Consider the following 19,543-nt stretch of genomic DNA (forward strand, 5'->3'; position numbering starts at 1 on the left):
GCTCTGCTCGGTCTCGGGCCCCGAGGCGCGGGCGACGCGAGCCGCCGAGCAGGCCGTCAGAGGCCGATCTGGTAGGCCTTGCGGAGCGTCTCGTGGACCGTCCAGGTCGTGCGGTCGCCCTCGCGCAGGATCGCCGCGTCGCCGGGACCCACGTCGATGACGTCACCGCCCTCGACCTCGATCGTGGCGCGCCCGCTGACGACGACGAAGAGCTCGTTCGCCTCCGTGTCGGTCACGACGCCGGGCGTGATCTGCCAGATGCCGCGCAGTTGCCTGCCGTCCGCCGACTCCCACAGGACCTTGCCCGTCACGACCGGGGCGCCGGAGACGATCTGGGCCGGATCCAGCGGCTCCGGTTCGAGCTCCACGTCGGGGATGTGCACGGTGAAGGAGGGCCTGGCCTGGGAGTTCGTGGTCATGAGCGGTCACCTTAAACGCATGCCGGACCCGAGGGTGATGACGGGGTGCCCCACTTCGAAAAAGGCCCTGCCGCGGAGGGTGGCCGGAAGGCGCGGCTGGTAGCAGACTCCGCCATGCGCACAGCCGCTGGCGTCCGAAGCAACGGGGCTGAAAGGACGGCGATCAGGCATGAGCAGCGGAAACAGGGCAGTCGCGTATCTCAAGCCGGGTGCGGTGGAGGTCAGGACCATCGACCACCCGACGCTTGAACTGCAGGACGGACCAGGAGTGGCACCCGACAACATCGGCCGCAAATGCCGACACGGGGTCATCCTCAAGGTACTCGCCAGCAACATCTGCGGAAGTGACCAGCACATGGTGCGGGGTCGTACGACCGCGCCCGAGGGGCTGGTCCTCGGTCACGAAATCACCGGAGAGGTACTGGAACGCGGCCCGGACGTCGAGTTCGTCGAGGTCGGGGACATCGTGTCGGTCCCGTTCAACATCGCCTGCGGGCGGTGCCGCAACTGCAAGGAGCAGAAAACCGGCATCTGTCTGAACGTCAACCCGGCCCGGCCGGGCGCCGCTTATGGGTATGTCGACATGGGCGGCTGGGTCGGCGGGCAGGCCGAGTACGCCATGGTCCCGTACGCGGACTTCAACCTGCTGCGGTTCCCCGACCGGGACCAGGCCCGGGAGAAGCTCCTCGACCTCACCATGCTGTCGGACATCTTCCCGACCGGCTTCCACGGCGCGCTCAGCGCGGGCGCCGGAGTCGGTTCGACGGTGTATGTCGCCGGGGCGGGCCCGGTCGGTCTCGCCGCCGCGGCTTCGGCTCAGCTCCTTGGTGCCGCGGTCGTCATCGTCGGGGACCTCAACGCCGAACGCCTCGCCCAGGCGCGGAGTTTCGGCTGCGAGACCGTCGATGTGTCACGCGGCAGCGTGGGGGACCAGATCGCGCAGATCCTCGGGGAACCCGAGGTCGACGCGGCCGTGGACGCGGTCGGTTTCGAGGCCAGGGCCCACAGCCCGAACGCCCAGGAGGCGCCCGCGACCGTCCTCAACTCGCTGATGGGCATCACGCGCGCGGGCGGCGCCCTCGGCATCCCCGGGCTGTACGTCACGGACGACCCCGGGGGGATCGACCAGGACGCCCGGACAGGGACGCTGAAGGTCCGGCTCGGCCTGGGTTGGGCGAAGAGTCACCAGTTCACCACGGGCCAGTGCCCGGTGATGCGGTACCACCGGGGGCTGATGCAGGCGATCCTCCACGAGCGGGTGCACATCGCCAAGGCGGTCAACGCTACGGTGATCAGTCTGGACGACGCACCACGCGGTTACGCCGAGTTCGACCAGGGCGCCAGCCGCAAGTACGTGCTCGATCCACATGGGGCCCTGGACGGCGTCCGACCCGTCTGAGGTGCTGAAAGCCATACGTCCAGCTGGCTGACAGGGGTGCCCACGCGCGTGGGCACCCCTGGGCGTTACTCGTAGTGCCGTGCCTCGAAGACGTTTCCGTCCGGGTCGCGGAAGTAGAAGCTGCGCCTGGAGTTTCCGCGGGCGCCGAAGGAGTCGTACGAGAAGTCCGAGACCGGGACGGAGCGCTCCTCCAGACGTGCCCGCAGCGCCGTGAAATCGTCCTCCTGGAGGGACACGCATACGTGGTTGACCGGGTGACCGGCGCTGTCGGCTCCTCCGGGGACCATGTTCATGTGCGGCGCCATGGCGAGCGGCGCGAGGTCGAAAATGGTCTCCTCATTGAGGCGTACGGAGGGGAACGACACCTCCCCCGCAGCGAATTCGCTGACCCTCAGGGGTTCCAGGCCGACCACCTTCTCGTAGAAGCCGGCGGAGGCGACCGGATCGCGCACCCAGAGGACGACATGGTCGAGACGTGCCGAGTTGTCCGTCATGTTCTCAGGCTGGGGGTCCGCGACGCCGGTCGCAAGGGTTTGACCTGGTGTGCCGCTCGCCAGAGATGAGGAAAGACGACCGACCGACAGGAGGCAGCCGCGTGATCGTGGTGTCCGAAGAGGTGCGAGAGGCGCTCGACGCGCGCCGGCCGGTGGTGGCCCTGGAGTCGACGATCATCGCGCACGGGCTGCCGCGCCCGCGCAATCTGCAGGTCGCTCTGGAACTGGAGGATGTCGTACGGCGGGAGGGCGCCGTTCCCGCGACGATCGCCGTGCTCGACGGGCGGCCCCTTGTCGGACTGGACAAGGAGCAGTTGGAGCGGGTCGCGAACGAGGACGGGATCCGCAAGCTGGGGCACCGTGATCTGCCCCTCGCGGTGGCGTCGGGGGCGAGCGGGGCGACGACCGTGTCCGCGACGGCACTGCTGGCCGCCCGCGCGGGCCTACGGGTGTTCGCGACGGGCGGGCTCGGTGGGGTGCACCGGGAGTGGACGGTGACCCAGGACGAGTCCGCCGATCTGGGTCTGCTGGCGCGTACCCGGATCACGGTGGTGTGCGCGGGCGTCAAGTCGATCCTGGACGTGCCCGCGACGCTGCAGCGCCTGGAGACGCTGGGCGTGGCGGTGGCCGGATACGGCACGGAACGCTTCCCCGGCTTCTATCTGTCCGACTCGGGGCATCCGGTGGAGTGGACGCTTCGGTCGCCCGGGCAGGTGGCGGATGTCATGCGCGCGCAGGACACGCTGGACGGTCCCGAGTCGGCGCTCATCGTCGCGAACCCCGTCCCCGAAGAGGAGCAGCTCGATCCCTCGCTCCACGCGCGCGTGCTCGCCGACGCGCTGCACGCGTGCGAGGCGGAGGGCGTGACCGGGCAGGCCGTGACTCCGTTCCTGCTCGACTATCTGGTGCGGCACACGGACGGCGCCTCGCTGAGTGCCAACCTCGCGGCGGTACGCGGCAACGTACGTCTCGCGGGGCGGATCGCCGCCGCCTGGGCCGGGGCGGCGTGAGCGGGACGGATCATTCGGCTGCCGGGCGAAACGGAAACGCGGCCGCAGGGGCGCTGCTCGTCATCGGCGACGTGGTCACGGACGTCGTCGCCCAGCACCGGGGACCACTGGCGGCGGGCACCGACACCGCCGCCACGATCCTGACCCTGCCGGGCGGGGCAGGCGCCAACGTCGCCTGCTGGGCGGCGCATGCGGGCTGTACGGACGTGCGGTTGCTCGGCCGGGTGGGTGCGGACGCGGCCGGGTGGCACGAGCGTGAGCTGACGGCAGCCGGCGTACGCCCGCTCCTCGTCGTCGATCCGGAGGCGCCCACGGGGACGGTCATCTGCCTGGTGGACACGGGTGCTTCGGCCGAGCGCACGTTCCTCACGGACCTCAGATCCTCCCCTCAGCTCGAACCCGGCGACTGGTCTCCCGCGCTGCTCGACGGGGTCGCAAGGCTGCACCTGTCGGGATATCTGCTCTTCTCCGAGTCGGGCCGGGCGCTGGTGTCGGTGGCACTGGAGTCGGCACGCGCGCGTGGCGTACCGGTGAGTCTGGACCCCGCTTCGGCGGGGTTCCTCACGCATTTGGGTGTGGACCGCTTCCTTGCACTCGCGGAGGGTGTCGACATCCTGCTGCCCAGCCGGGACGAGGCCTTCCTGCTGACGGGGCTGCCCGATCCGGCGGACGCGGCGGCCAAGTTGAGCCGCCACGTCCCCCTGGTCGTCGCCAAGCAGGGCGGCGACGGAGCCCTGGTGGCCCGTTCGGGCGCCGTCCACGCCCGTGTTCCGGCATCGCCCGCCACACCCCGCGACACCACGGGCGCGGGCGATGCCTTCACTGGAGCGTTCCTCGCCGCCCTGCTCGCGGGCGCGGAGCCCGAGGAGGCCGCGGTGAAGGGGTGCGGGGCTGGGGCGACGGCGGTGGAGCGGGTCGGGGGGAGGCCGCCGACGCTCTCGTGACGGTGCCCAAGAAGGCACCCACCCGAACTCGACGCGCCGACTCCCTTCCCGCGTCCAGGTCCTGTCGTCACCTTCCCGTCGTCGCCCGGAGGGCGGCCTCGCGCCCGCTGCGGCAGCAGCCTGTGTCGCAGTAGGTGCGTGCTCTCGGTGTGCCGGGCGTAGACCCTCGTACTTGGACGTACTTGGGTCTGCGCCCGGTGCGGCGAGAGGGCATGCAGGGCGCCGCGAGGCAGACGGGAACGTGACGACAGGACCTAGCCCTTGCGCCCCCACGCCGAGATCATCGGCGCCGTAGTCAGGTCCATCGACCCGGAGGCGACATTGGCCAGGTGACGGTCGATCTCCTCATGGGTGGCGAGGCCCGCGGTGACGAGCTGTTCTCTGATCTGGCGGATCGTCGCGGATTCGAGGGCGGCGCAGGCGGGCGAGGTGACGGGGAAGTACGCGTCGGCCTCCACACCGCGCAGCCCCGCCTGGCGAAGCAGACGCGGGAGCTTGCGGCCGTATCCGAGGTCGGCGCCGCGCTCCCCGAGCAGGCTGCGCAGGCCTTGGCGCAGCCGGTTCGCGAGTTGTTGCTCGGGGCCGTACTCGTCGAGGCAGAGTAGGGGCTGCAAGGCGGGATCGGCGTCCTCGACGAGGAGCCGGCCACCGGGCCGCAGGGCCTTGATCATCGACCGCAACGCCTGCTCCCGGTCCGGCACATGGACCAGTACGAGCCGGGCGTGCACGAGGTCGAAGCCGTCCCCCGGCGGCTCCTCCACACCCACGTCATGGACGCGCACCTGGATCGGCGGGCGGGCGGCGGAGGCCACCCACGACGTGTCGATGTCGGTCGCGATGACCCGTCCGGTGGGGCCGACCTTCTTGGCGAGCCAGGACACCACGGACGTGCCGCCCGCGCCGACCTCCCAGCAACGCCAGCCTGAGCCGATGCCGAAGCGTTCGAGGTGCCGGAACGTCGTGGGGTCGAAGAGAGTGGCGGAGGCGTCGAAGCGCTGCTCCGCCCCGGTCTGCCGATTGTCGAGGAGATACCCGTCGGTTCGCGTCATGGAGAGATCATCCCATTTGAGTGCCTTGTTATGAATCGTCGACGCTCCCGTTGTCGACACTCACCAGCGGTCGACATACCGGAGCGGAATGCTCCGTTCCCACAGGCTTTTCCGGCGGTCGAACCGGCCTGGCAAACTGACACGCCAAGGCGCAAAGTGCGGCGCGAGGGGATCCACGCAAGGAGAGCCAGATGTCCATGGCAGGGAATCTGCGGAAGGTCACGGGCCTGGACAAGGTCAGCGGCCTCCGCAAGGTGGCGCGGCTGGCACGGCGACGCACCCGAGTCGACCTGAGCCACCCCGCCCGGTCCCCGCTGGGTTCGGCGGTAGTGAACTGCGTGGCTTATCAGGACGGCGCCAGAGTCCCCGGCGGCCGCGATCTGGTCGACACCGTGGAGCGGGTCCGCAAGAAGGACAACGGGTTCGTCTGGCTGGGGCTGCACGAGCCGACGGACCAGGAGTTCGTCGGCATCGCCGATCTCTTCGACCTACACCCTCTGGCCGTCGAGGACGCGGTGGAAGCCCATCAGCGCCCGAAGCTCGAGCGGTACGACGAGACGCTGTTCGCCGTGTTCAAGACGGTCTGCTATGTCGAGCACAAGGAACTGACGGCGACCAGCGAGGTGGTGAACACCGGCGAGATCATGGTCTTCGTCGGGACCGACTTCGTCATCACGGTGCGGCACGGAAGGCACGGGTCGCTGGGCCCGCTGCGCGAGGAGCTGGAGGCCGATCCCCACCAGCTCTCCAAAGGCCCGGCCGCAGTGCTGCACGCGATCGCGGACCATGTGGTCGACGACTACGTAAATGTCACGGACTCGGTCCAGGCGGACATCGACCAGGTCGAGGCCGATGTCTTCGCCGAGAACGGCGCTCGGGCGGACGCGGGCCGCATCTACCAGCTCAAGCGTGAACTCCTTGAACTGAAGCGGGCCGCGGTTCCGCTCGCCCGCCCGGTCCAGGAGCTCGCCACCCGCCCGATACGGGCGATCGACCCGGAGATACAGGCCTACTTCCGCGACGTCTCCGACCATCTGTTGCGGGCCACCGAACAGATCGCCGCCTTCGACGAGCTGCTCAACTCCATCCTGCAGGCACACCTGGCGCAGGTCACGGTCTCGCAGAACGAGGACATGCGGAAGATCACGGCGTGGGCGGCCCTCATCGCCGTACCGACGATGGTCTGCGGGGTGTACGGCATGAACTTCGAGCACATGCCGGAACTGCACTGGACGTTCGGCTACCCGCTGGTCCTCGGCGTGATCGCCACGATCTGCCTCGTCCTGTATCGGGGGTTCCGGCGCAGCGGCTGGCTGTGAGACCTGAGGCGCCTCTCGTCCGGCCCGGCCGACTGGACGAGGGTGCGCACTCGGAAACGAACGTGCCCGCGGGAACGGGCAGATCACCGGGAGGAGGGTCGGCGCGGCGGAAACCTCGCCGGGGTTTGCCGAATCGGGAGGATCGACGAGGTCAGCTCGTCGCGCTCCTCGCGTAGACGCTCTCGACCCAGGCGGCGAGCTGTTCGTCCGTCAGATGCCGGGCCAGGTCGGCCTCGCTGATCATGCCGACCAGGCGTTTGTTCTCGATCACGGGAAGCCGGCGGATCTGGTGCCCCTTCATCTCCTGGAGCACCTCGCCGACATCGGCGTTCGAGTCGATCCAGCGCGGGGTTCCCTGGGCCATCTCGCCCGCGGTGACCCGCGCCGGGTCGTGGCCCATGGCGACACAGCCGATGACGATGTCGCGGTCCGTGAGGATGCCGCAGAGCCGTTCGTTCTCGTCGCTGATGGGCAGGGCTCCTACGTGGAGCTCGCGCATCAGCTGGGCGGCGCGGTCCAGGGTCTCGTGGGCGGGAATCCACTGGGCACCACGGTGCATGATGTCTCCGGCGGTGGTCATGAAGTACCTCCCGGTGCCGGACGGCCGGCGCGGCGCGGAAGGCACCGCTAGTCCCGGCGCCCTACATTCTCGCCGCGCTCCCGGAGAAACGCACCCGGAAGTTCCCGGTTTCGGGTCAGAGTTCCCGGTTTCGAGTCAGAGTTCCTGGTTTCGAGTCAGAGTTCCTGGTTTCGGGTCAGAGTTCCTGGTTTCGGGTCAGAGTTCCTGGTTTCGGGTCAGGCGGAGAAGCCGACGATCTTCTGCGGGACGACACGGATGATCACGCGGACCTCGTCGTCCTTCTCCGCCGGAGGGTCGATGCCGAGGTACTTGTGGGAGAGCTCGTACGGGAGGCGCTTGGCGTCGTCGGGGAGGATCTCGGCGGTGCCGCGGATCTCCACCGAGGTGTAGGGGTTGGCGAGGTCGAAGACCGAGAGGCTGATCCGGGGGTCGCGCTGAAGGTTGCGCACCTTCTGGCGTCCGGCGGTGGAGGAGAACAGCACGGTGTCGCCCTCGCGTTTGATCCAGACCACCGAGTTCTGCGGAGCGCCGCCGGGGCCGAGGGTGGCGACGCTGGCGAAGTTCTTGGCGTCGAGGAGGGTGCGGACCGATTCAGCGAAGGAGAGCGTCATGACCATCAGCATAACTATATGCACGTGCATGCAGAAGGGTTTTGCGTGACTGGCCGCGATCAGCCGTTCCAGGCGGGATGGCGTGGGTCGTCGGCGCGTACCAGCACGTCGGCCGTGGCGCCCGGGTCCGTGTCGGTCTCGTAGCGCGCGAAGGCGGGGAGGGTCCAGTGCTCGGTCTCGGGAGTGTGGCGGCGGAGTGCACCTGGGGAGAGGAGCACGTGGACGCTGAGGTCGAAGGGGAACCAGTGGCGAAGGAGGAAAGGGCCGTGCAGCAACAGTGGGCTGCCTGGCGGGAGTTGGACGTAGGGGCTGCGGGTGGCGCGGTCGGTGGTCGGATCCCAGAGGTCGGGCAGGACTCGGCCGTCGCCACCGGGTTCGAGGGGGCCGAAGACCTCACGCCACAGGGCGCCGGTGTCGAACCAGCCGCCGTAGTACGACTCCACGTCCTCGCGGCCGTATTCGAGCCGCACCGACGAGGGACGCAGGAAGCCCTCCGTACCGACCACGAGCGAGGAACGGCCTCGTATGCGGAGCGCCGCGGAGACACGGTCCGCGAGTTCACCGGGGCGGGCGGCCGGGGCTCCGTCGAAGGCGATGCGCGGCCAGGGGCTGCCGTCGTCCGGTTTCAGGTCGAGCAGCCGCTCGGCGAGAAGGTCGCCGAGCCTTTCCCAGGTGATCGCTTCGAGTCGCACGTAGCCCATGATGCCGCGATCAGGAGGCGTTCTCGTGGGCATCGCGGGCGGCGAGGAGTTGCGGAAGGTGCGTGGCGCTCCAGGTGCGGGCGGCGTCGAGGAGGGGGATGAGGGTGCGGCCGAGGGAAGTGAGGGCGTATTCGACGCGGGGCGGGTTCTCGTCGTACGCGGTGCGGGTGACGAGTCCGTCGCGTTCCATGGCGCGGAGGGTCTGGCTGAGGACCTTGGGGGTGATGGCGCTGAGCGGTACACGTAGTTCGGTGAAACGGCGCGGGCCGCCTTCGAGGCAGCGGATCACCATGCCGGTCCACTTGTCCCCGACCCGGAAGGGCATCGCTCCGGACGGGCACACGGGGTCGAACATGTCGGAGGCGAGGCTCTCGGCCGGCGCCGGGCGCGGCTCGGTACGTGACGACTCGGTACGTGACGGCTCGGTCATCGTTCGAGGCTAGCGCCGATTTCGTTGAAGTAGCCGGTATCCCGTTCATACCGTCCAGGTCAGGCGGTGAAATGCGCTGCCTGGCAAGGGGGTTGGGCATGGCCGGGATCGTCGTGTTCGGAGCGGGCGGACGCGCGGGGCGGGCGGTGACGGACGAGGCCCGGAGGCGGGGGCACTGGGTGACGGCCGTGGTGCGGGAGCCGGGGCGGTATCCGGAGCTCGGCGTGGACGGTGTCTCGGTCGTACGGGGTGATGTCACCGATCCGGAGTCGGTTGCCGGGGTGGTGGGCGGGCATGCCGCGGCCGTGCACGCCGTGTCGCCGTTCAGTGGTCCGGAGCAGGGATTCGACTCGCTCGACCCGGAGTTCTTCGTCAGGGCCGCGGACGCGCTGCTCGGCGGGCTGGCCGGGGCGAGGGTACGCCGGCTCGTCGCCGTCGGGCTGTTCGCGAACCTCCTCGGGGCGGACGGCCGGGCCGTGATGGACGATCCGGAGGCTTTCCCGGCGGAGATCCGGCCGTTCGCGCTGGCGCACGCGGAGGGGCTGCGGCGACTGCGGGACGCGGCGGGCGAGGAGAAGGCAGGCCGGGAGGGTGCGGACAGGGACGGTGGGGGTCGAGACAGTGCGGACAGGGAGGGTGCCGACCGAGCGGGTGGGGACAGGGAGGGTGTGGCTGACGTCGACTGGGTGATGCTCACGCCGCCCGCCCGGTTGGAGGACGGCGCCCCGCGCACCGGGCGGTACCGGTTCGGGGGCGAGAGCGCGCCGGACGGTGCCGCGCACCTGTCGTACGCGGACCTCGCGGTGGCGGTGCTTGATGAGATCGAGGCGCCGACATTGCACCGAACGCGGGTGTCGGTCTTCAACCCGGGGTCACCCCTGAGATGACTCCTGGTCCGGCGCCTGGTCTGTTCCTGGTCCGTCTCCTGACTCGGCTCCTGATCCGGCTCTTGATCCGGCTCTTGATCCGGCTCTTGATCCGGCTCTTGATCCGGCTCTTGATCCGGTTCCTGACTTGGCGCCTGACTCGGTTCCTGATCCGGCGCCCGACTCGGCTCCTGACTCGGCTCCTGATCCGGGTTTCCCCGAAGCCGGCGACGTAGATCCCGGGTCGGACAGGGGAATGAACCGCGTATGGCACCGATCACAACTCCCCCGCACCGCACCGGACTTCTCGTCATCCAGCCGCTCAAGAAGCGACAGTGCGCCGAGTGCCGGACGGGGCCGCTCGCGTTGCTGGTGCTGGAGGAGGGGGCGCCGCGGTGTCTGGACTGCGCGGATCTCGGGCATCTGGTGTTCCTGCCGCGAGGCGACACCGCACTGACGCGGAGGTCGCGGGAGGGGAGCACGCTGTCGGCGGTGGTGGTGCGGTTCAACCGGCGCAGGAGCCGGTACGAGCGGCAGGGCGCGCTCGTCGAGGAGGCGGCGCTGGCCCGGGCCGAGGAGCGGTGCCTGGCGGACGCGGAGGCGCGGCGGCGGCGCCGGGTTCGGGATGCGCGACGGAGGGAGGTGGAGGATCTGCGGTTCACGGACGCCTTCGCGCGGGAGATCCGCCGGATGTTTCCGGGCTGTCCGGCCGACCGTGCGCGGGACATCGCCGTGCACGCCTCGGTGCGTGGGAGTGGGCGGGTGGGGCGCAGCGCGGCGGGTCGCGCGCTGTCCGAGGCGGCGGTGGCCTCGGCGGTTCGGGCGTCCGTGCGGCACATGGATACGCCGTACGACCAGTTGCTGATGAGCGGGGTGCCTCGGTATGAGGCGCGGCGGCGGATCGCTGTGGTGGTGGAGGCCACCGTGCGGGGGTGGCATACCGGGCAGGCGTTGCCGTGACGTAGAGGCCGGTTTTCGCCCCCTCCGCCCCTACCCGTCCCTTGCTCCTGGGGGCTGCCGCCCCCAGACCCCCGCATCGCGCTGAACGCGCTCGTCCTCAAACGCCGAACCGGCTGAAATACCCCGCGCGCCCCGCCCGCCCCGCCCTCCTCGCCCTCAAACGCCGAACCGGCCGGTGGGCCCCTGGACGCTCCCGTATGCCCCCGCGCCCCTCAGCCATGGTCACCGTCGCCGTGCGGGTTTTCACTTGTGGTGATGGCGGGTTTCGGGTCGATGTGGGAGTGGACATGATCGATGGACCGTACTTCGTGCTGACGTTGCTGGGTGTGCTGGGCTGTGGGCTGGTGGCCGGGGTGTTCTACGGATTCTCGTCGTTCGTGATGAGGGCGATCGCCGAGCTGCCTCCCGCGCAGGGGGTCGCCGCGATGAAGTCGATCAATGTGTTCGCGTTGCGCCCCGCGTTCCTGCTGGCGTTCATCGGGTCGGCGCTGCTGTGTGCCGCCATCGCGGTGGTCACGTTCGTGCTGCTGCCGGACGAGAGGACGGTGGAACTGTTGCTGGGCAGCGCGCTGTATCTGGTCGGGTGCTTCGGAGTGACCGTCGCCGCGAACGTCCCCCGCAACGACGCGCTCGCCAAGATGGACCCAGGCAGCCCGGAGGCCGCCGCGTATTGGCCCACGTACGTGCGCGAGTGGTCGATGTGGAACCACATCCGCACGGTCGCCGCGGCCGCCGCGTCGATCTCCTACGTCCTCGCCCTGGCCTGAGCCACCCCGGGAGAGCAGAAGCGGAACCGCAAGCAGAGGCCGCGAGCTGAGCGGCGCGGCCCGCGGCGGCGTCGTATCGTGGCGGGAAAGGTGTGCCGCCCGGAGGCCGTGGGCCGAAGACGTCCGACGGCCGTGCGGCCCCGTGCCCGTCGCGTATGCAAGGGGGACGGCCATGGCCGATCCCAAGGGATTCATGACCACACCGCGCGAGGAGTATCCGCGCCGGCCCGTCGAGGAACGGGTGCGGGACTGGAACGAGGTGTACGTCCCCGGAGCACTGCTGCCGATCATCAGCAGGCAGGCCGACCGTTGTATGGACTGTGGGGTCCCCTTCTGTCACGAGGCCTGTCCGCTGGGCAATCTGATCCCCGAGTGGAACGACCTCGTCTCCCGGGAGGACTGGCGGGCGGCGAGCGACCGGCTGCACGCCACGAACAACTTCCCCGAGTTCACCGGGCGGTTGTGCCCCGCGCCGTGCGAGGCGGGCTGCGTGCTCGCGATCAACCAACCCGCGGTCACCATCAAGAACGTCGAGGTCGCCATCGCCGACCGCGCCTGGGCGGACGGGCTCACGCCACCGCGTCCGCCGGACCGGCTCTCCGGGCGGACGGTCGCGGTCATCGGTTCGGGGCCCACCGGGCTTGCCGCGGCACAGCAGTTGACCCGGGCCGGGCACACCGTGGCCGTGTACGAGCGGGCCGACCGGATCGGCGGGCTCATGCGGTACGGGATCCCGGCGTTCAAGATGGAGAAGCGGCATCTGGACCAGCGGCTCGGTCAAATGCGGGCGGAGGGAACCAAGTTCCGTACGTCGACGGTGGTCGGGCGGGACATCGGGGCGGCGGAGCTGCGGGCGCGCTACGACGCCGTCATCCTTGCCGTGGGCGCGACGGCCTGGCGTGACCTCCCCGTACCGGGGCGGGAGTTGCAGGGTGTCCACCAGGCGATGGAGTACCTCCCGTTCGCCGACCGGGTCTGCGAGGGCGACCTGGAGACATCGCCGCTGTCCGCCGCAGGCAAGCACGTCGTCATCGTCGGCGGCGGGGACACCGGCGCCGACTGTCTGGGTACCGCCGTGCGTGAGGGCGCGGCGTCCGTGACCCAGCTCGACATCTATCCGCTGCCGGAGGCGGAGCGCGACCACGACTCCGAGCCCTGGCCGACGTACCCGAAGATCTACCGGCTCTCGGCCGCCCACGAGGAGGCCGACGCACTGGAGACGGCTCCCACGGCGCACGCGGACGCGCGGCTCTTCGCGGCGTCCACACTCCGCTTCACCGGCGACGCCGCAGGGCACGTCCGCTCACTGCACCTCGTCGAGGTGGACGCCGGGCGCCTCCCGGTCCACGGTTCCGGGCGGACGCTCCCCGCCGACCTGGTGCTGCTCGCGCTCGGCTTCTCCGGGCCCGACCGCCACGACGGCCTGATCGACCAGCTGGGCCTGGCCCTCGACCCGCGGGGCACGATCGCCCGCGACGCGGAGTTCGCGACGAACGTCCCCGGGGTGTACGCCGCCGGGGACGCCGCCCGCGGACAGTCCCTCATCGTGTGGGCCATCGCCGAGGGCCGCGCGGTGGCGGCCGCGGTGGACCGCCGTCTGACCGGCGGCGACTCGCGACTGCCGACGCCGATCGGGCCGTACGACCGCCCTATGTCGGTGTAGCGACACCCGTCGGTCACACCCGTCGGTCACACCCGTCGGTCACACACGTCGGTCACACACGTCGGCGACGGGTGCAGCGGCATCCTTCGGTCACACGTGTCAGCGACGCTCGTCCGTGCCCGCGACCTTCGCCGTCGACAGCGCCACCCGGTTCCAGGTGTTGATCGTGAAGATCAGGGCCAGGACGTGGGCGAGTTCCTGGTCGTCGAAGACGGCGGCGGCCTGCGCGTAGACGTCGTCCGGGACGCCTCCGTCGGCGACCAGGGTGACCGCCTCCGTGAGGGCGAGAGCCGCGCGCTCCCTCTCCGTGAAGAAGTGACGGGCCTCGCGCCACACCGCGACCAGGTGCAGCCGGTCCTCGCTCTCGCCGACCTTGCGGGCGTCGTTGGTGTGCATGTGGAGGCAGTACGCGCAGTGGTTGAGGTGCGAGGCGCGGATCTGGATGAGCTCGACGAGGGCGGGGTCGAGCCCGTCGCGGGCCGCCGCGTCGAAGCCGATGAGCGCCCGGAAGACCTTCGGGGCGGACTTCGCGAAGTCGAGGCGGGCGTTGTCGGTCACGGCCGCTCCAGCGGCCCCGGCAGTGTTCGTGTTCGTCGTCATGACCATGAATCTACGGGCCCGAAAGACCCGCGGTAGGGTGCATTTCTATGGCAGAAACATGGGTCAATTCCGCGGAGCGGATCGGTGCCGACCTGCACCTGCAACTGGATGCGGCCGGGTCCGGCGGGCGCCGCGCAGCGCTGATCGGCGCCCTGCGCGAGGCCGTACGCAGCGGCAGGCTCACGCCGGGCACCCGGCTGCCGCCGTACCGCTCGCTCGCCGCCGACCTGGGCGTCGCGCGCAACACGGTCGCCGACACGTACGCGGAGCTCGTCGCCGAGGGCTGGCTGACCGCCCGGCAGGGATCGGGGACCCGGGTCGCCGAGCGTGCCGAACCGCTGGGCGCCCCCGCGCGCGTACCGAAAAAGGCACCTCCACGCGCGCGTGGATCCCGACACGACCTGCGGCAGGGCACACCGGACGCGTCGTCGTTCCCCCGTACCGCCTGGCTCGCGTCCTACCGGCGGGCCCTCCAGCAGGCGCCCAACGAGGCCTTCGGGCCCGGCGATCCGGCCGGCCGCGTCGAACTGCGTCACGCGCTCGCCGAGTACCTGGCACGCGCGCGTGGCGTGCGCACGGAGCCCGGCCGGATCGTGATCTGCTCCGGTTTCGCGCATGCCCTGCGGCTGCTCTTTCCCGCGGTTCTACGGGGGCCACTCGCCGTCGAGTCGTACGGCCTCGGCTTCCACCGCGAGCTGCTGGCCGCCGCGTCCGTACGGACCGTGCCGCTGCCCCTGGACGAAGACGGCGCCCAGGTGGGCGAGTTGGGCCGGGAACGGGCCGTACTGCTCACGCCCGCGCACCAGTTCCCGACCGGCGGTCCGCTGCACCCCGAGCGGCGTGCCGCCGTGATCGACTGGGCACGCGCGCGTGGCGGCGTGATCCTGGAGGACGACTACGACGGGGAGTTCCGCTACGACCGCAAGCCGGTCGGTGCCGTACAGGGCCTGGACCCGGAGCGGGTCATCCACATCGGCTCGGTCAGCAAGAGCCTGTCGCCCGCGCTGCGGCTCGGCTGGATGGTCCTTCCGGAGCGGTACGTCGATGCCGTGCTCGCGGTCAAGGGCGAGCGGGAGGCGTGGGCGGGCGTACCCGACCAGCTCGCGCTCGCCGACTTCATCGTCTCCGGGTCGTACGACCGCCATGTGCGGCGCATGCGGCAGCGGTACCGGGGGCGCCGTGACCGTCTCGTCGCCGCGCTCGCCGCGCGGGCCCCGCACATCGAGGTCACCGGCGTCGCGGCCGGCCTGCACGCGGTGCTGCGGCTGCCGCCGGGGAGCGAGCAGTCGGCCGTCAAGGCCGCGGTCTGGCAGGGCGTGGCGCTCGACGGACTGAGCGAGTTCCGGCACCCGGAGGCGGTGATGCCGGCGCCGGACGGGCTCGTCGTGGGGTACGCGACTCCCGCCGAACATGCCTATGGGGCGGCACTTGAGGCGCTGTGCGGGGTGCTGCCACCGGGGTGATCCCTGTCGGTCGCCGGCCGCCGCCACCCACAAAGTGACCTCCACGTGACATACAACGCACCCACAGTGCGATCGTTGAACGTAGGAGACACGCGCCGTCTCGGCGCCGTCCCCGTGGATCAACCTATGGCCGCACTGCCCCGGTTCGCAGGTTCCAAGCCCGTGCATCTCGCGCGTGCATCTCCCGCGTGCGGCACGCGCCGGACTGCCGGTGCTTCCCGGGTTCGTGGTGCCGTACGAAGCCTCCGGTTCATCGATGGCTCCGGCGCCTCCGGTGATTCCGGCGCCCTGCGCCACGCCTGGCACGAGCTCTCCGGTGGTGGTGCCCGACCCCTCGTCGTACGCTCCTCCTCTCCCTAGGAGGACACGCAGGAGCCGTCCCTGGCGGGCCAGTTCGCCTCGGTGCTCGACGTAGGCGGCTGGCGGGACTCCCGTACGGCGCGGTGCTGGGCGGCCCCGACACGCTGGTCGGCGGTGAACAGCCCGGCACCGACTACTCGTTGAACCGATGGGGCCGGGCCCTTCGGACAGAACCGCCGAGCGGTACCTCTCCAGAGGACGAACTCCCATGGCCACCTGGCGGACGCACCGCGCCGCCTGTGGAGCCGGCTCCAGACCGAGTCGCCGCACAGGGAACCGACTCAAGCCGGCGTCACGGCTTGCGCCCCACCGCCCCGTACCCCGGCACCGGCTCGTTGCCCTCCGTCACGATGACCACGCCCAGTTCCGGTTTCCAGTCGGCGAGCAACGCCACGCCGGGGTCGACCAGTTCGAGTCCCTCGAAGAAGTGGGCGATCTCCGCGCGGCCCCGCAGCGCCATGGTCAGGCCGCGCCTGCGGTACATCTCGGCCGCCATGGCCGCCTTCTCCTCGTCGAACTCGCCCGAGGCGTGGGACAGCATCAGGTAGCTGCCGGAGGGGAGTTCGGCCAGCAGGCGGTCGACGAGTTCGTAGGCACCGTCCTCGTCGGGGATGAAGTGCAGCAGCGCAACGAGCGAGAGGGCCACCGGCTGGGTGAAGTCCAGGACTTTCCGGGCCTGTTCGAGAATCGTGTCCGGATCCCGCACATCGGCCTGGACGTACTCGATGACGCCCCGTTCCGTGCCGCACAGCAGGCCCGCCGCGTGGGCCAGCACGATGGGATCGTTGTCGCAGTAGACGACGCGCGCGTCGGGTGCGACCCGCTGGGCGATCTGGTGGAGGTTGGGCTCGGTGGGTACGCCCGTGCCGATGTCCAGGAACTGCCGGACGCCGCTCTGGGCCAGCCAGCGGGTGGCGCGGTGCAGGAACGCGCGGTTGACCTGCGCCATGACCGGCACCCGGGGATCGACGGCGAGGAGCTGCTTGGCCATCTCCTCGTCGACGGGGTAGTTGTCCTTGCCGCCGAGGAACCAGTCGTACATCCGCGCGGGATGCGGTTTGCTCGTGTCGATCTCGATGGGGCCCTGCCCGGTCATGACGGTCTCCACATGACGGTCTCCATAGGTTCATGCCGTGGTGCGTGCCGTGGCAAGTGATCAGGGCGGCGCCTGGACAGTGATCAAGTCGGCGCCCGGAATTAGGGAGTTGAGGCAGAAGCAGGCAGAGGAGCGCAACCGGATCAGGACAGCAGGAAGTCCGCCTCACCGGCCTTGGCGCCCTGGATGAACGCGGTCATCTCGCCGGGCGTATAGATCAGTGCGGGCCCGTCCGGGTCCGCCGACTGGCGGACCGCGATGCGCCCGTCCGCGAGCTTCATCGCCTCCAGGCAGTTGCCACCGTTGCCGCCGCTCCACGGCTTGTGCCAGCCCTCGCTGCCCAGTTCACGGGCGGGCATTCCGTTGTAGATGCGCGCGTTGCGTATCCGCGGCCTCATGCGTTCCATTCACAGCTCCTTGCGGAGATCCTGAAGGATCTCCTTCGTGCGATGTGCAGTAGCGGCCTGAGCCGCCATACGGTCCATGACCTCAAGGTGGGTCGCCACCTCGGAGCGCGCGTCCAGGTAGACGGCGCCGGTCAGGTACTCGCTGTAGACCATGTCCGGGAGTTCCGGCACGGCGAAGCGGAAGAGCACGAAGGGCCCGTACGTGCCGGGGTGCGGTCCCGAGGAGAACGGGATCACCTGCAGCGTCACGTTGGGCAGCTTCATGACCTCGAGCAGCTTGTCGATCTGGGCGCCCATCACCTCGGGGCCGCCGATGGGGCGGCGCAGCGCCGTCTCGTCCATCACGGCCCAGACCCGGGGGGCGTCCGCGCGGGTGAGCAGCGCCTGACGTTGCATGCGCAGCGCGACATGCCGCTCGATGTCCTCGGGTCTGGTCTGGCCGATGGCGCCCGACCTCAGGACGCCACTCGCGTACTCCTCGGTCTGCATGATTCCGGGCACGAAATGGGGTTCGTACTGCCGGATGAGGGCGGCCGCGCCCTCCAGGCTGACGTACATCGAGAACCAGCCCGGCAGGATGTCGTGGAACCGCTGCCACCAGCCGGGTTTGTTGGCGTCCTCGGCCAGCAGGACGAAGCCCTCGGCCTCTTCGTCGGAGACGCCGTACGACTTCAGGAGGAGCTGGAGGTAGGGGATCTTGAGGGAGACCTCGGCCATCTCCATCCGGCGGACCGTGGCGGGTGCGACACGCAGGATCCGCGCGGCCTCCTCACGCTTGAGGCCCGCACGTTCGCGCAGGTCAAGCAGGCGTCGGCCCAGAACTACCTGGCCGACCGTCGGCGCGGACCGCGGTTCACTCACGTCCCACCTCCACAAAAGAGTCTGACAGCCGGTTCACAGTGCCCTGACAGCCCGGACGGCGCCGTTCGGGGTCCTGTTCGACGATCCCAACTGGCGCCGCTCGGCGTGCTGTTGCGAGCAGTGTGCCACGCGCCTTCACCGAGTCATACGGCACTCTGCATTTTTCATAGTGACTCTTGCCAAGTGTTCACGGCGGGGCGATAGTGGCAAGCGTGACTCCGTCCGTGCCCTTAGGAACAGACGCCGCCGAGGGCCGCTTCGGCCCCGGCGCCGCCACCCAGGACCGGCTTGGTCCCGTTGCAGCCGAGGACCGATCCGGTCTCCGTGCCGCCGCGGGGCCCCGCTCCGGCGTGGCCGCCGAGCGCCGGTTCCGCTTCGAGCTGGCCGCACACCCGGGCTCCGTGGCCCGGGCCAGACGGCTGACCGACGCCTGGCTGTCCGGCTGGGCGGTGTGCGAGGACACCTGCGACACAGCGACTCTCGTCATATCCGAGCTGGTCACCAATGCCATCGTGCACACCGCCGGTGAGCGCGTCTTCTGTGAGCTGCATCACGACGACGACCTGGTGCGGATAGCCGTACGTGACGAGGGGTGCACTCCTGGTCAGCCACGCCCCTGGCCGCAGCGGCCCGACGAGGAGCACGGGAGGGGACTGCTCCTCGTCGACGCCGTGTGCAGGGCCTGGGGGGCTCAGGAGACGGGCCCCGGGCTGCTGGTCTGGGCGGAGCTGGAGCACTCGGGCGAGCGCCGTTCGCCCGACCGGCTCGACGCGGACACCGGGGCCCGGCTCGACCTGGGATGGAGCGCGAAGAAGCCACCGACCGACGGCCGGGGCACCGGGACGGAAGCGTCCTGGGGAACGGGGACCGAATGAGTGCCAGGGGTACGTCGTCCGCGGGAGCCGTAGCCCCGGTTCTCAGCCTGGACACCCTGGTCCGCCTCAAGCGCGCCCAGCGATCGCCGGGACCGACCAGACGTCTCCCGGTGCCCCAGGACATGACCGTGCCGCTGGGCTGTGACGCGGTGTCCGTGCCCGCCCGGTTCGGACCGCTGCTGCTGCCGCGGCTGCCCCGGGTGGGCTGTGTCTACGCCGACCGGGCGAACTGGTGGTGGATCGTCCCCTCGGATTCCGATGTCGCCCTGGACTGGCCGGCCCCCGCGTACTACGCCACCGGCGCGGTCATCCCCGACGCGCCCGACACCCCCGGGCTCATCCACAAGCCCGCCGGCACCGTTCCGTACACCCCGCCGATCCCGCTCTATCTGGCCGTGTGCCGGGTGATGGGTACGACACCCGTTTGGTCGCGTCCGATCAGCGCGTAGGGCCCCCGGCTGGGCACGGAGAGCCCAAGCGACGCCGGCGGAGAACCCCGTCGGCGCCGGCACCGCGCACTCCGTACGTGACCGAAGTGCCTCGGTTGCCGTGAAACTCCGTCGCCGCCCCGGGTGGAGCGCACCGTTCCTGGGGAATGCACCGTGCGTCCACTCTCGGGGGAGGCCAACGGTGCGGATACGGGCGAAGAAGCGGCGCGGCGACGACAAA

At 70.3% G+C, this 19,543-nt stretch carries 22 protein-coding genes; 11 read left to right on the forward strand and 11 right to left on the reverse strand.

Going from position 1 to position 19,543, the window contains the following annotated elements; translation table 11 throughout:
• Positions 1–56: 56 nt before the first annotated feature.
• A complete protein-coding gene (locus ACIPC1_RS00115) occupies positions 57–419 on the reverse strand; it encodes a cupin domain-containing protein (protein ID WP_402511904.1) in 363 nt (120 codons plus the stop codon).
• A gap of 169 nt (positions 420–588) precedes the next feature.
• On the opposite strand from ACIPC1_RS00115, the gene fdhA reads away from it, so the two are divergent.
• Positions 589–1,818, forward strand: a complete 1,230-nt coding sequence (gene fdhA / locus ACIPC1_RS00120) for a formaldehyde dehydrogenase, glutathione-independent (protein WP_402511905.1) — start codon at positions 589–591, stop codon at positions 1,816–1,818.
• Between the two features lie 65 nt (positions 1,819–1,883).
• On the opposite strand, the gene ACIPC1_RS00125 is transcribed toward fdhA, so the two are convergent.
• Complete coding sequence (locus ACIPC1_RS00125) at positions 1,884–2,312, reverse strand: VOC family protein (protein WP_402511906.1); 429 nt, start codon at positions 2,310–2,312, stop codon at positions 1,884–1,886.
• A 65-nt stretch (positions 2,313–2,377) separates the two neighbouring features.
• Here ACIPC1_RS00125 and ACIPC1_RS00130 point away from each other — a divergent pair, with 65 nt between their 5' ends.
• Together ACIPC1_RS00130 and ACIPC1_RS00135 are read left to right on the forward strand one after the other, a co-directional pair.
• Positions 2,378–3,322, forward strand: a complete 945-nt coding sequence (locus ACIPC1_RS00130) for a pseudouridine-5'-phosphate glycosidase (RefSeq protein WP_402511907.1) — start codon at positions 2,378–2,380, stop codon at positions 3,320–3,322.
• Entirely contained in the window at positions 3,319–4,266 is a 948-nt protein-coding gene (locus ACIPC1_RS00135; protein ID WP_402511908.1) for a carbohydrate kinase family protein, read from the forward strand. The genes ACIPC1_RS00130 and ACIPC1_RS00135 overlap by 4 nt, the downstream gene beginning before the upstream one ends.
• A 254-nt stretch (positions 4,267–4,520) precedes the next feature.
• Here ACIPC1_RS00135 and ACIPC1_RS00140 read toward each other — a convergent pair whose 3' ends face one another.
• Positions 4,521–5,315 carry a class I SAM-dependent methyltransferase gene (locus ACIPC1_RS00140; protein WP_402511909.1) on the reverse strand — a complete coding sequence of 265 codons (795 nt, stop codon included), beginning with the start codon at positions 5,313–5,315 and terminating at the stop codon, positions 4,521–4,523.
• Positions 5,316–5,506: 191 nt separating this feature from the next.
• Here ACIPC1_RS00140 and corA point away from each other — a divergent pair, with 191 nt between their 5' ends.
• Positions 5,507–6,634: a magnesium/cobalt transporter CorA gene (gene corA / locus ACIPC1_RS00145; RefSeq protein WP_402511910.1), complete on the forward strand. Its 1,128-nt coding sequence runs from the start codon at positions 5,507–5,509 to the stop codon at positions 6,632–6,634.
• A 151-nt stretch (positions 6,635–6,785) separates the two neighbouring features.
• On the opposite strand, the gene ACIPC1_RS00150 is transcribed toward corA, so the two are convergent.
• The 4 genes from ACIPC1_RS00150 to ACIPC1_RS00165 all read right to left on the reverse strand — a co-directional run bounded on the left by ACIPC1_RS00150 (position 6,786) and on the right by ACIPC1_RS00165 (position 8,956).
• The gene (locus ACIPC1_RS00150; RefSeq protein ID WP_384381716.1) at positions 6,786–7,214 is read right to left on the reverse strand and encodes a CBS domain-containing protein; all 429 of its coding nucleotides are present in this window, start codon (positions 7,212–7,214) and stop codon (positions 6,786–6,788) included.
• Between the two features lie 215 nt (positions 7,215–7,429).
• Positions 7,430–7,825, reverse strand: a complete 396-nt coding sequence (locus tag ACIPC1_RS00155; protein ID WP_384381714.1) for a PPOX class F420-dependent oxidoreductase — start codon at positions 7,823–7,825, stop codon at positions 7,430–7,432.
• A 59-nt stretch (positions 7,826–7,884) separates the two neighbouring features.
• The gene (locus tag ACIPC1_RS00160; RefSeq protein ID WP_402511912.1) at positions 7,885–8,526 is read right to left on the reverse strand and encodes a uridine kinase; all 642 of its coding nucleotides are present in this window, start codon (positions 8,524–8,526) and stop codon (positions 7,885–7,887) included.
• 10 nt (positions 8,527–8,536) lie between these two features.
• Entirely contained in the window at positions 8,537–8,956 is a 420-nt protein-coding gene (locus ACIPC1_RS00165; protein ID WP_402511914.1) for a winged helix-turn-helix transcriptional regulator, read from the reverse strand.
• A gap of 98 nt (positions 8,957–9,054) precedes the next feature.
• Here ACIPC1_RS00165 and ACIPC1_RS00170 point away from each other — a divergent pair, with 98 nt between their 5' ends.
• The 4 genes from ACIPC1_RS00170 to ACIPC1_RS00185 all read left to right on the forward strand — a co-directional run bounded on the left by ACIPC1_RS00170 (position 9,055) and on the right by ACIPC1_RS00185 (position 13,212).
• Positions 9,055–9,843: an NAD(P)-dependent oxidoreductase gene (locus tag ACIPC1_RS00170; RefSeq protein WP_402511916.1), complete on the forward strand. Its 789-nt coding sequence runs from the start codon at positions 9,055–9,057 to the stop codon at positions 9,841–9,843.
• A gap of 246 nt (positions 9,844–10,089) precedes the next feature.
• A complete protein-coding gene (locus ACIPC1_RS00175; protein WP_402511917.1) occupies positions 10,090–10,782 on the forward strand; it encodes a DUF2293 domain-containing protein in 693 nt (230 codons plus the stop codon).
• A 287-nt stretch (positions 10,783–11,069) separates the two neighbouring features.
• The gene (locus ACIPC1_RS00180; protein ID WP_402511919.1) at positions 11,070–11,549 is read left to right on the forward strand and encodes a DUF1772 domain-containing protein; all 480 of its coding nucleotides are present in this window, start codon (positions 11,070–11,072) and stop codon (positions 11,547–11,549) included.
• 172 nt (positions 11,550–11,721) lie between these two features.
• The gene (locus ACIPC1_RS00185; RefSeq protein ID WP_402511921.1) at positions 11,722–13,212 is read left to right on the forward strand and encodes a glutamate synthase subunit beta; all 1,491 of its coding nucleotides are present in this window, start codon (positions 11,722–11,724) and stop codon (positions 13,210–13,212) included.
• Positions 13,213–13,311: 99 nt separating this feature from the next.
• On the opposite strand, the gene ACIPC1_RS00190 is transcribed toward ACIPC1_RS00185, so the two are convergent.
• Complete coding sequence (locus ACIPC1_RS00190) at positions 13,312–13,818, reverse strand: carboxymuconolactone decarboxylase family protein (RefSeq protein ID WP_402511923.1); 507 nt, start codon at positions 13,816–13,818, stop codon at positions 13,312–13,314.
• Between the two features lie 41 nt (positions 13,819–13,859).
• Between ACIPC1_RS00190 and ACIPC1_RS00195 the strand changes: the two genes are divergently transcribed.
• On the forward strand, positions 13,860–15,275 hold the full coding sequence (locus ACIPC1_RS00195; protein WP_402511926.1) for a PLP-dependent aminotransferase family protein: 1,416 nt from the start codon (positions 13,860–13,862) through the stop codon (positions 15,273–15,275).
• Between the two features lie 652 nt (positions 15,276–15,927).
• Here ACIPC1_RS00195 and ACIPC1_RS00200 read toward each other — a convergent pair.
• From ACIPC1_RS00200 to ACIPC1_RS00210, 3 genes are all read right to left on the reverse strand, one after another.
• On the reverse strand, positions 15,928–16,731 hold the full coding sequence (locus ACIPC1_RS00200; protein WP_402511928.1) for an SAM-dependent methyltransferase: 804 nt from the start codon (positions 16,729–16,731) through the stop codon (positions 15,928–15,930).
• 143 nt (positions 16,732–16,874) lie between these two features.
• Entirely contained in the window at positions 16,875–17,138 is a 264-nt protein-coding gene (locus ACIPC1_RS00205) for a DUF397 domain-containing protein (RefSeq protein WP_388676810.1), read from the reverse strand.
• A complete protein-coding gene (locus tag ACIPC1_RS00210; RefSeq protein ID WP_402511930.1) occupies positions 17,139–17,999 on the reverse strand; it encodes a helix-turn-helix transcriptional regulator in 861 nt (286 codons plus the stop codon).
• 203 nt (positions 18,000–18,202) lie between these two features.
• Between ACIPC1_RS00210 and ACIPC1_RS00215 the strand changes: the two genes are divergently transcribed.
• Positions 18,203–18,874, forward strand: a complete 672-nt coding sequence (locus ACIPC1_RS00215) for an ATP-binding protein (RefSeq protein ID WP_402511931.1) — start codon at positions 18,203–18,205, stop codon at positions 18,872–18,874.
• The gene (locus tag ACIPC1_RS00220) at positions 18,871–19,323 is read left to right on the forward strand and encodes a hypothetical protein (RefSeq protein ID WP_402511933.1); all 453 of its coding nucleotides are present in this window, start codon (positions 18,871–18,873) and stop codon (positions 19,321–19,323) included. Before ACIPC1_RS00215 ends, ACIPC1_RS00220 begins: the two co-directional genes overlap by 4 nt.
• Positions 19,324–19,543 lie beyond the last annotated feature (220 nt).

This window comes from Streptomyces sp. NPDC087263, from assembly GCF_044744645.1.
Classification (GTDB): Bacteria; Actinomycetota; Actinomycetes; order Streptomycetales; family Streptomycetaceae; genus Streptomyces.

Coding starts and splice junctions, on each gene's coding strand:
- ACIPC1_RS00115 (WP_402511904.1), bottom strand. CDS start 419: ATGACCACGAACTCCCAGGCCAGGCCCTCCTTCACCGTGCACATCCCC.
- fdhA (WP_402511905.1), top strand. CDS start 589: ATGAGCAGCGGAAACAGGGCAGTCGCGTATCTCAAGCCGGGTGCGGTG.
- ACIPC1_RS00125 (WP_402511906.1), bottom strand. CDS start 2,312: ATGACGGACAACTCGGCACGTCTCGACCATGTCGTCCTCTGGGTGCGC.
- ACIPC1_RS00130 (WP_402511907.1), top strand. CDS start 2,378: ATGAGGAAAGACGACCGACCGACAGGAGGCAGCCGCGTGATCGTGGTG.
- ACIPC1_RS00140 (WP_402511909.1), bottom strand. CDS start 5,315: ATGACGCGAACCGACGGGTATCTCCTCGACAATCGGCAGACCGGGGCG.
- corA (WP_402511910.1), top strand. CDS start 5,507: ATGTCCATGGCAGGGAATCTGCGGAAGGTCACGGGCCTGGACAAGGTC.
- ACIPC1_RS00150 (WP_384381716.1), bottom strand. CDS start 7,214: ATGACCACCGCCGGAGACATCATGCACCGTGGTGCCCAGTGGATTCCC.
- ACIPC1_RS00155 (WP_384381714.1), bottom strand. CDS start 7,825: ATGACGCTCTCCTTCGCTGAATCGGTCCGCACCCTCCTCGACGCCAAG.
- ACIPC1_RS00160 (WP_402511912.1), bottom strand. CDS start 8,526: ATGGGCTACGTGCGACTCGAAGCGATCACCTGGGAAAGGCTCGGCGAC.
- ACIPC1_RS00165 (WP_402511914.1), bottom strand. CDS start 8,956: ATGACCGAGCCGTCACGTACCGAGTCGTCACGTACCGAGCCGCGCCCG.
- ACIPC1_RS00170 (WP_402511916.1), top strand. CDS start 9,055: ATGGCCGGGATCGTCGTGTTCGGAGCGGGCGGACGCGCGGGGCGGGCG.
- ACIPC1_RS00175 (WP_402511917.1), top strand. CDS start 10,090: ATGGCACCGATCACAACTCCCCCGCACCGCACCGGACTTCTCGTCATC.
- ACIPC1_RS00180 (WP_402511919.1), top strand. CDS start 11,070: ATGATCGATGGACCGTACTTCGTGCTGACGTTGCTGGGTGTGCTGGGC.
- ACIPC1_RS00185 (WP_402511921.1), top strand. CDS start 11,722: ATGGCCGATCCCAAGGGATTCATGACCACACCGCGCGAGGAGTATCCG.
- ACIPC1_RS00190 (WP_402511923.1), bottom strand. CDS start 13,818: ATGGTCATGACGACGAACACGAACACTGCCGGGGCCGCTGGAGCGGCC.
- ACIPC1_RS00195 (WP_402511926.1), top strand. CDS start 13,860: ATGGCAGAAACATGGGTCAATTCCGCGGAGCGGATCGGTGCCGACCTG.
- ACIPC1_RS00200 (WP_402511928.1), bottom strand. CDS start 16,731: ATGACCGGGCAGGGCCCCATCGAGATCGACACGAGCAAACCGCATCCC.
- ACIPC1_RS00205 (WP_388676810.1), bottom strand. CDS start 17,138: ATGGAACGCATGAGGCCGCGGATACGCAACGCGCGCATCTACAACGGA.
- ACIPC1_RS00220 (WP_402511933.1), top strand. CDS start 18,871: ATGAGTGCCAGGGGTACGTCGTCCGCGGGAGCCGTAGCCCCGGTTCTC.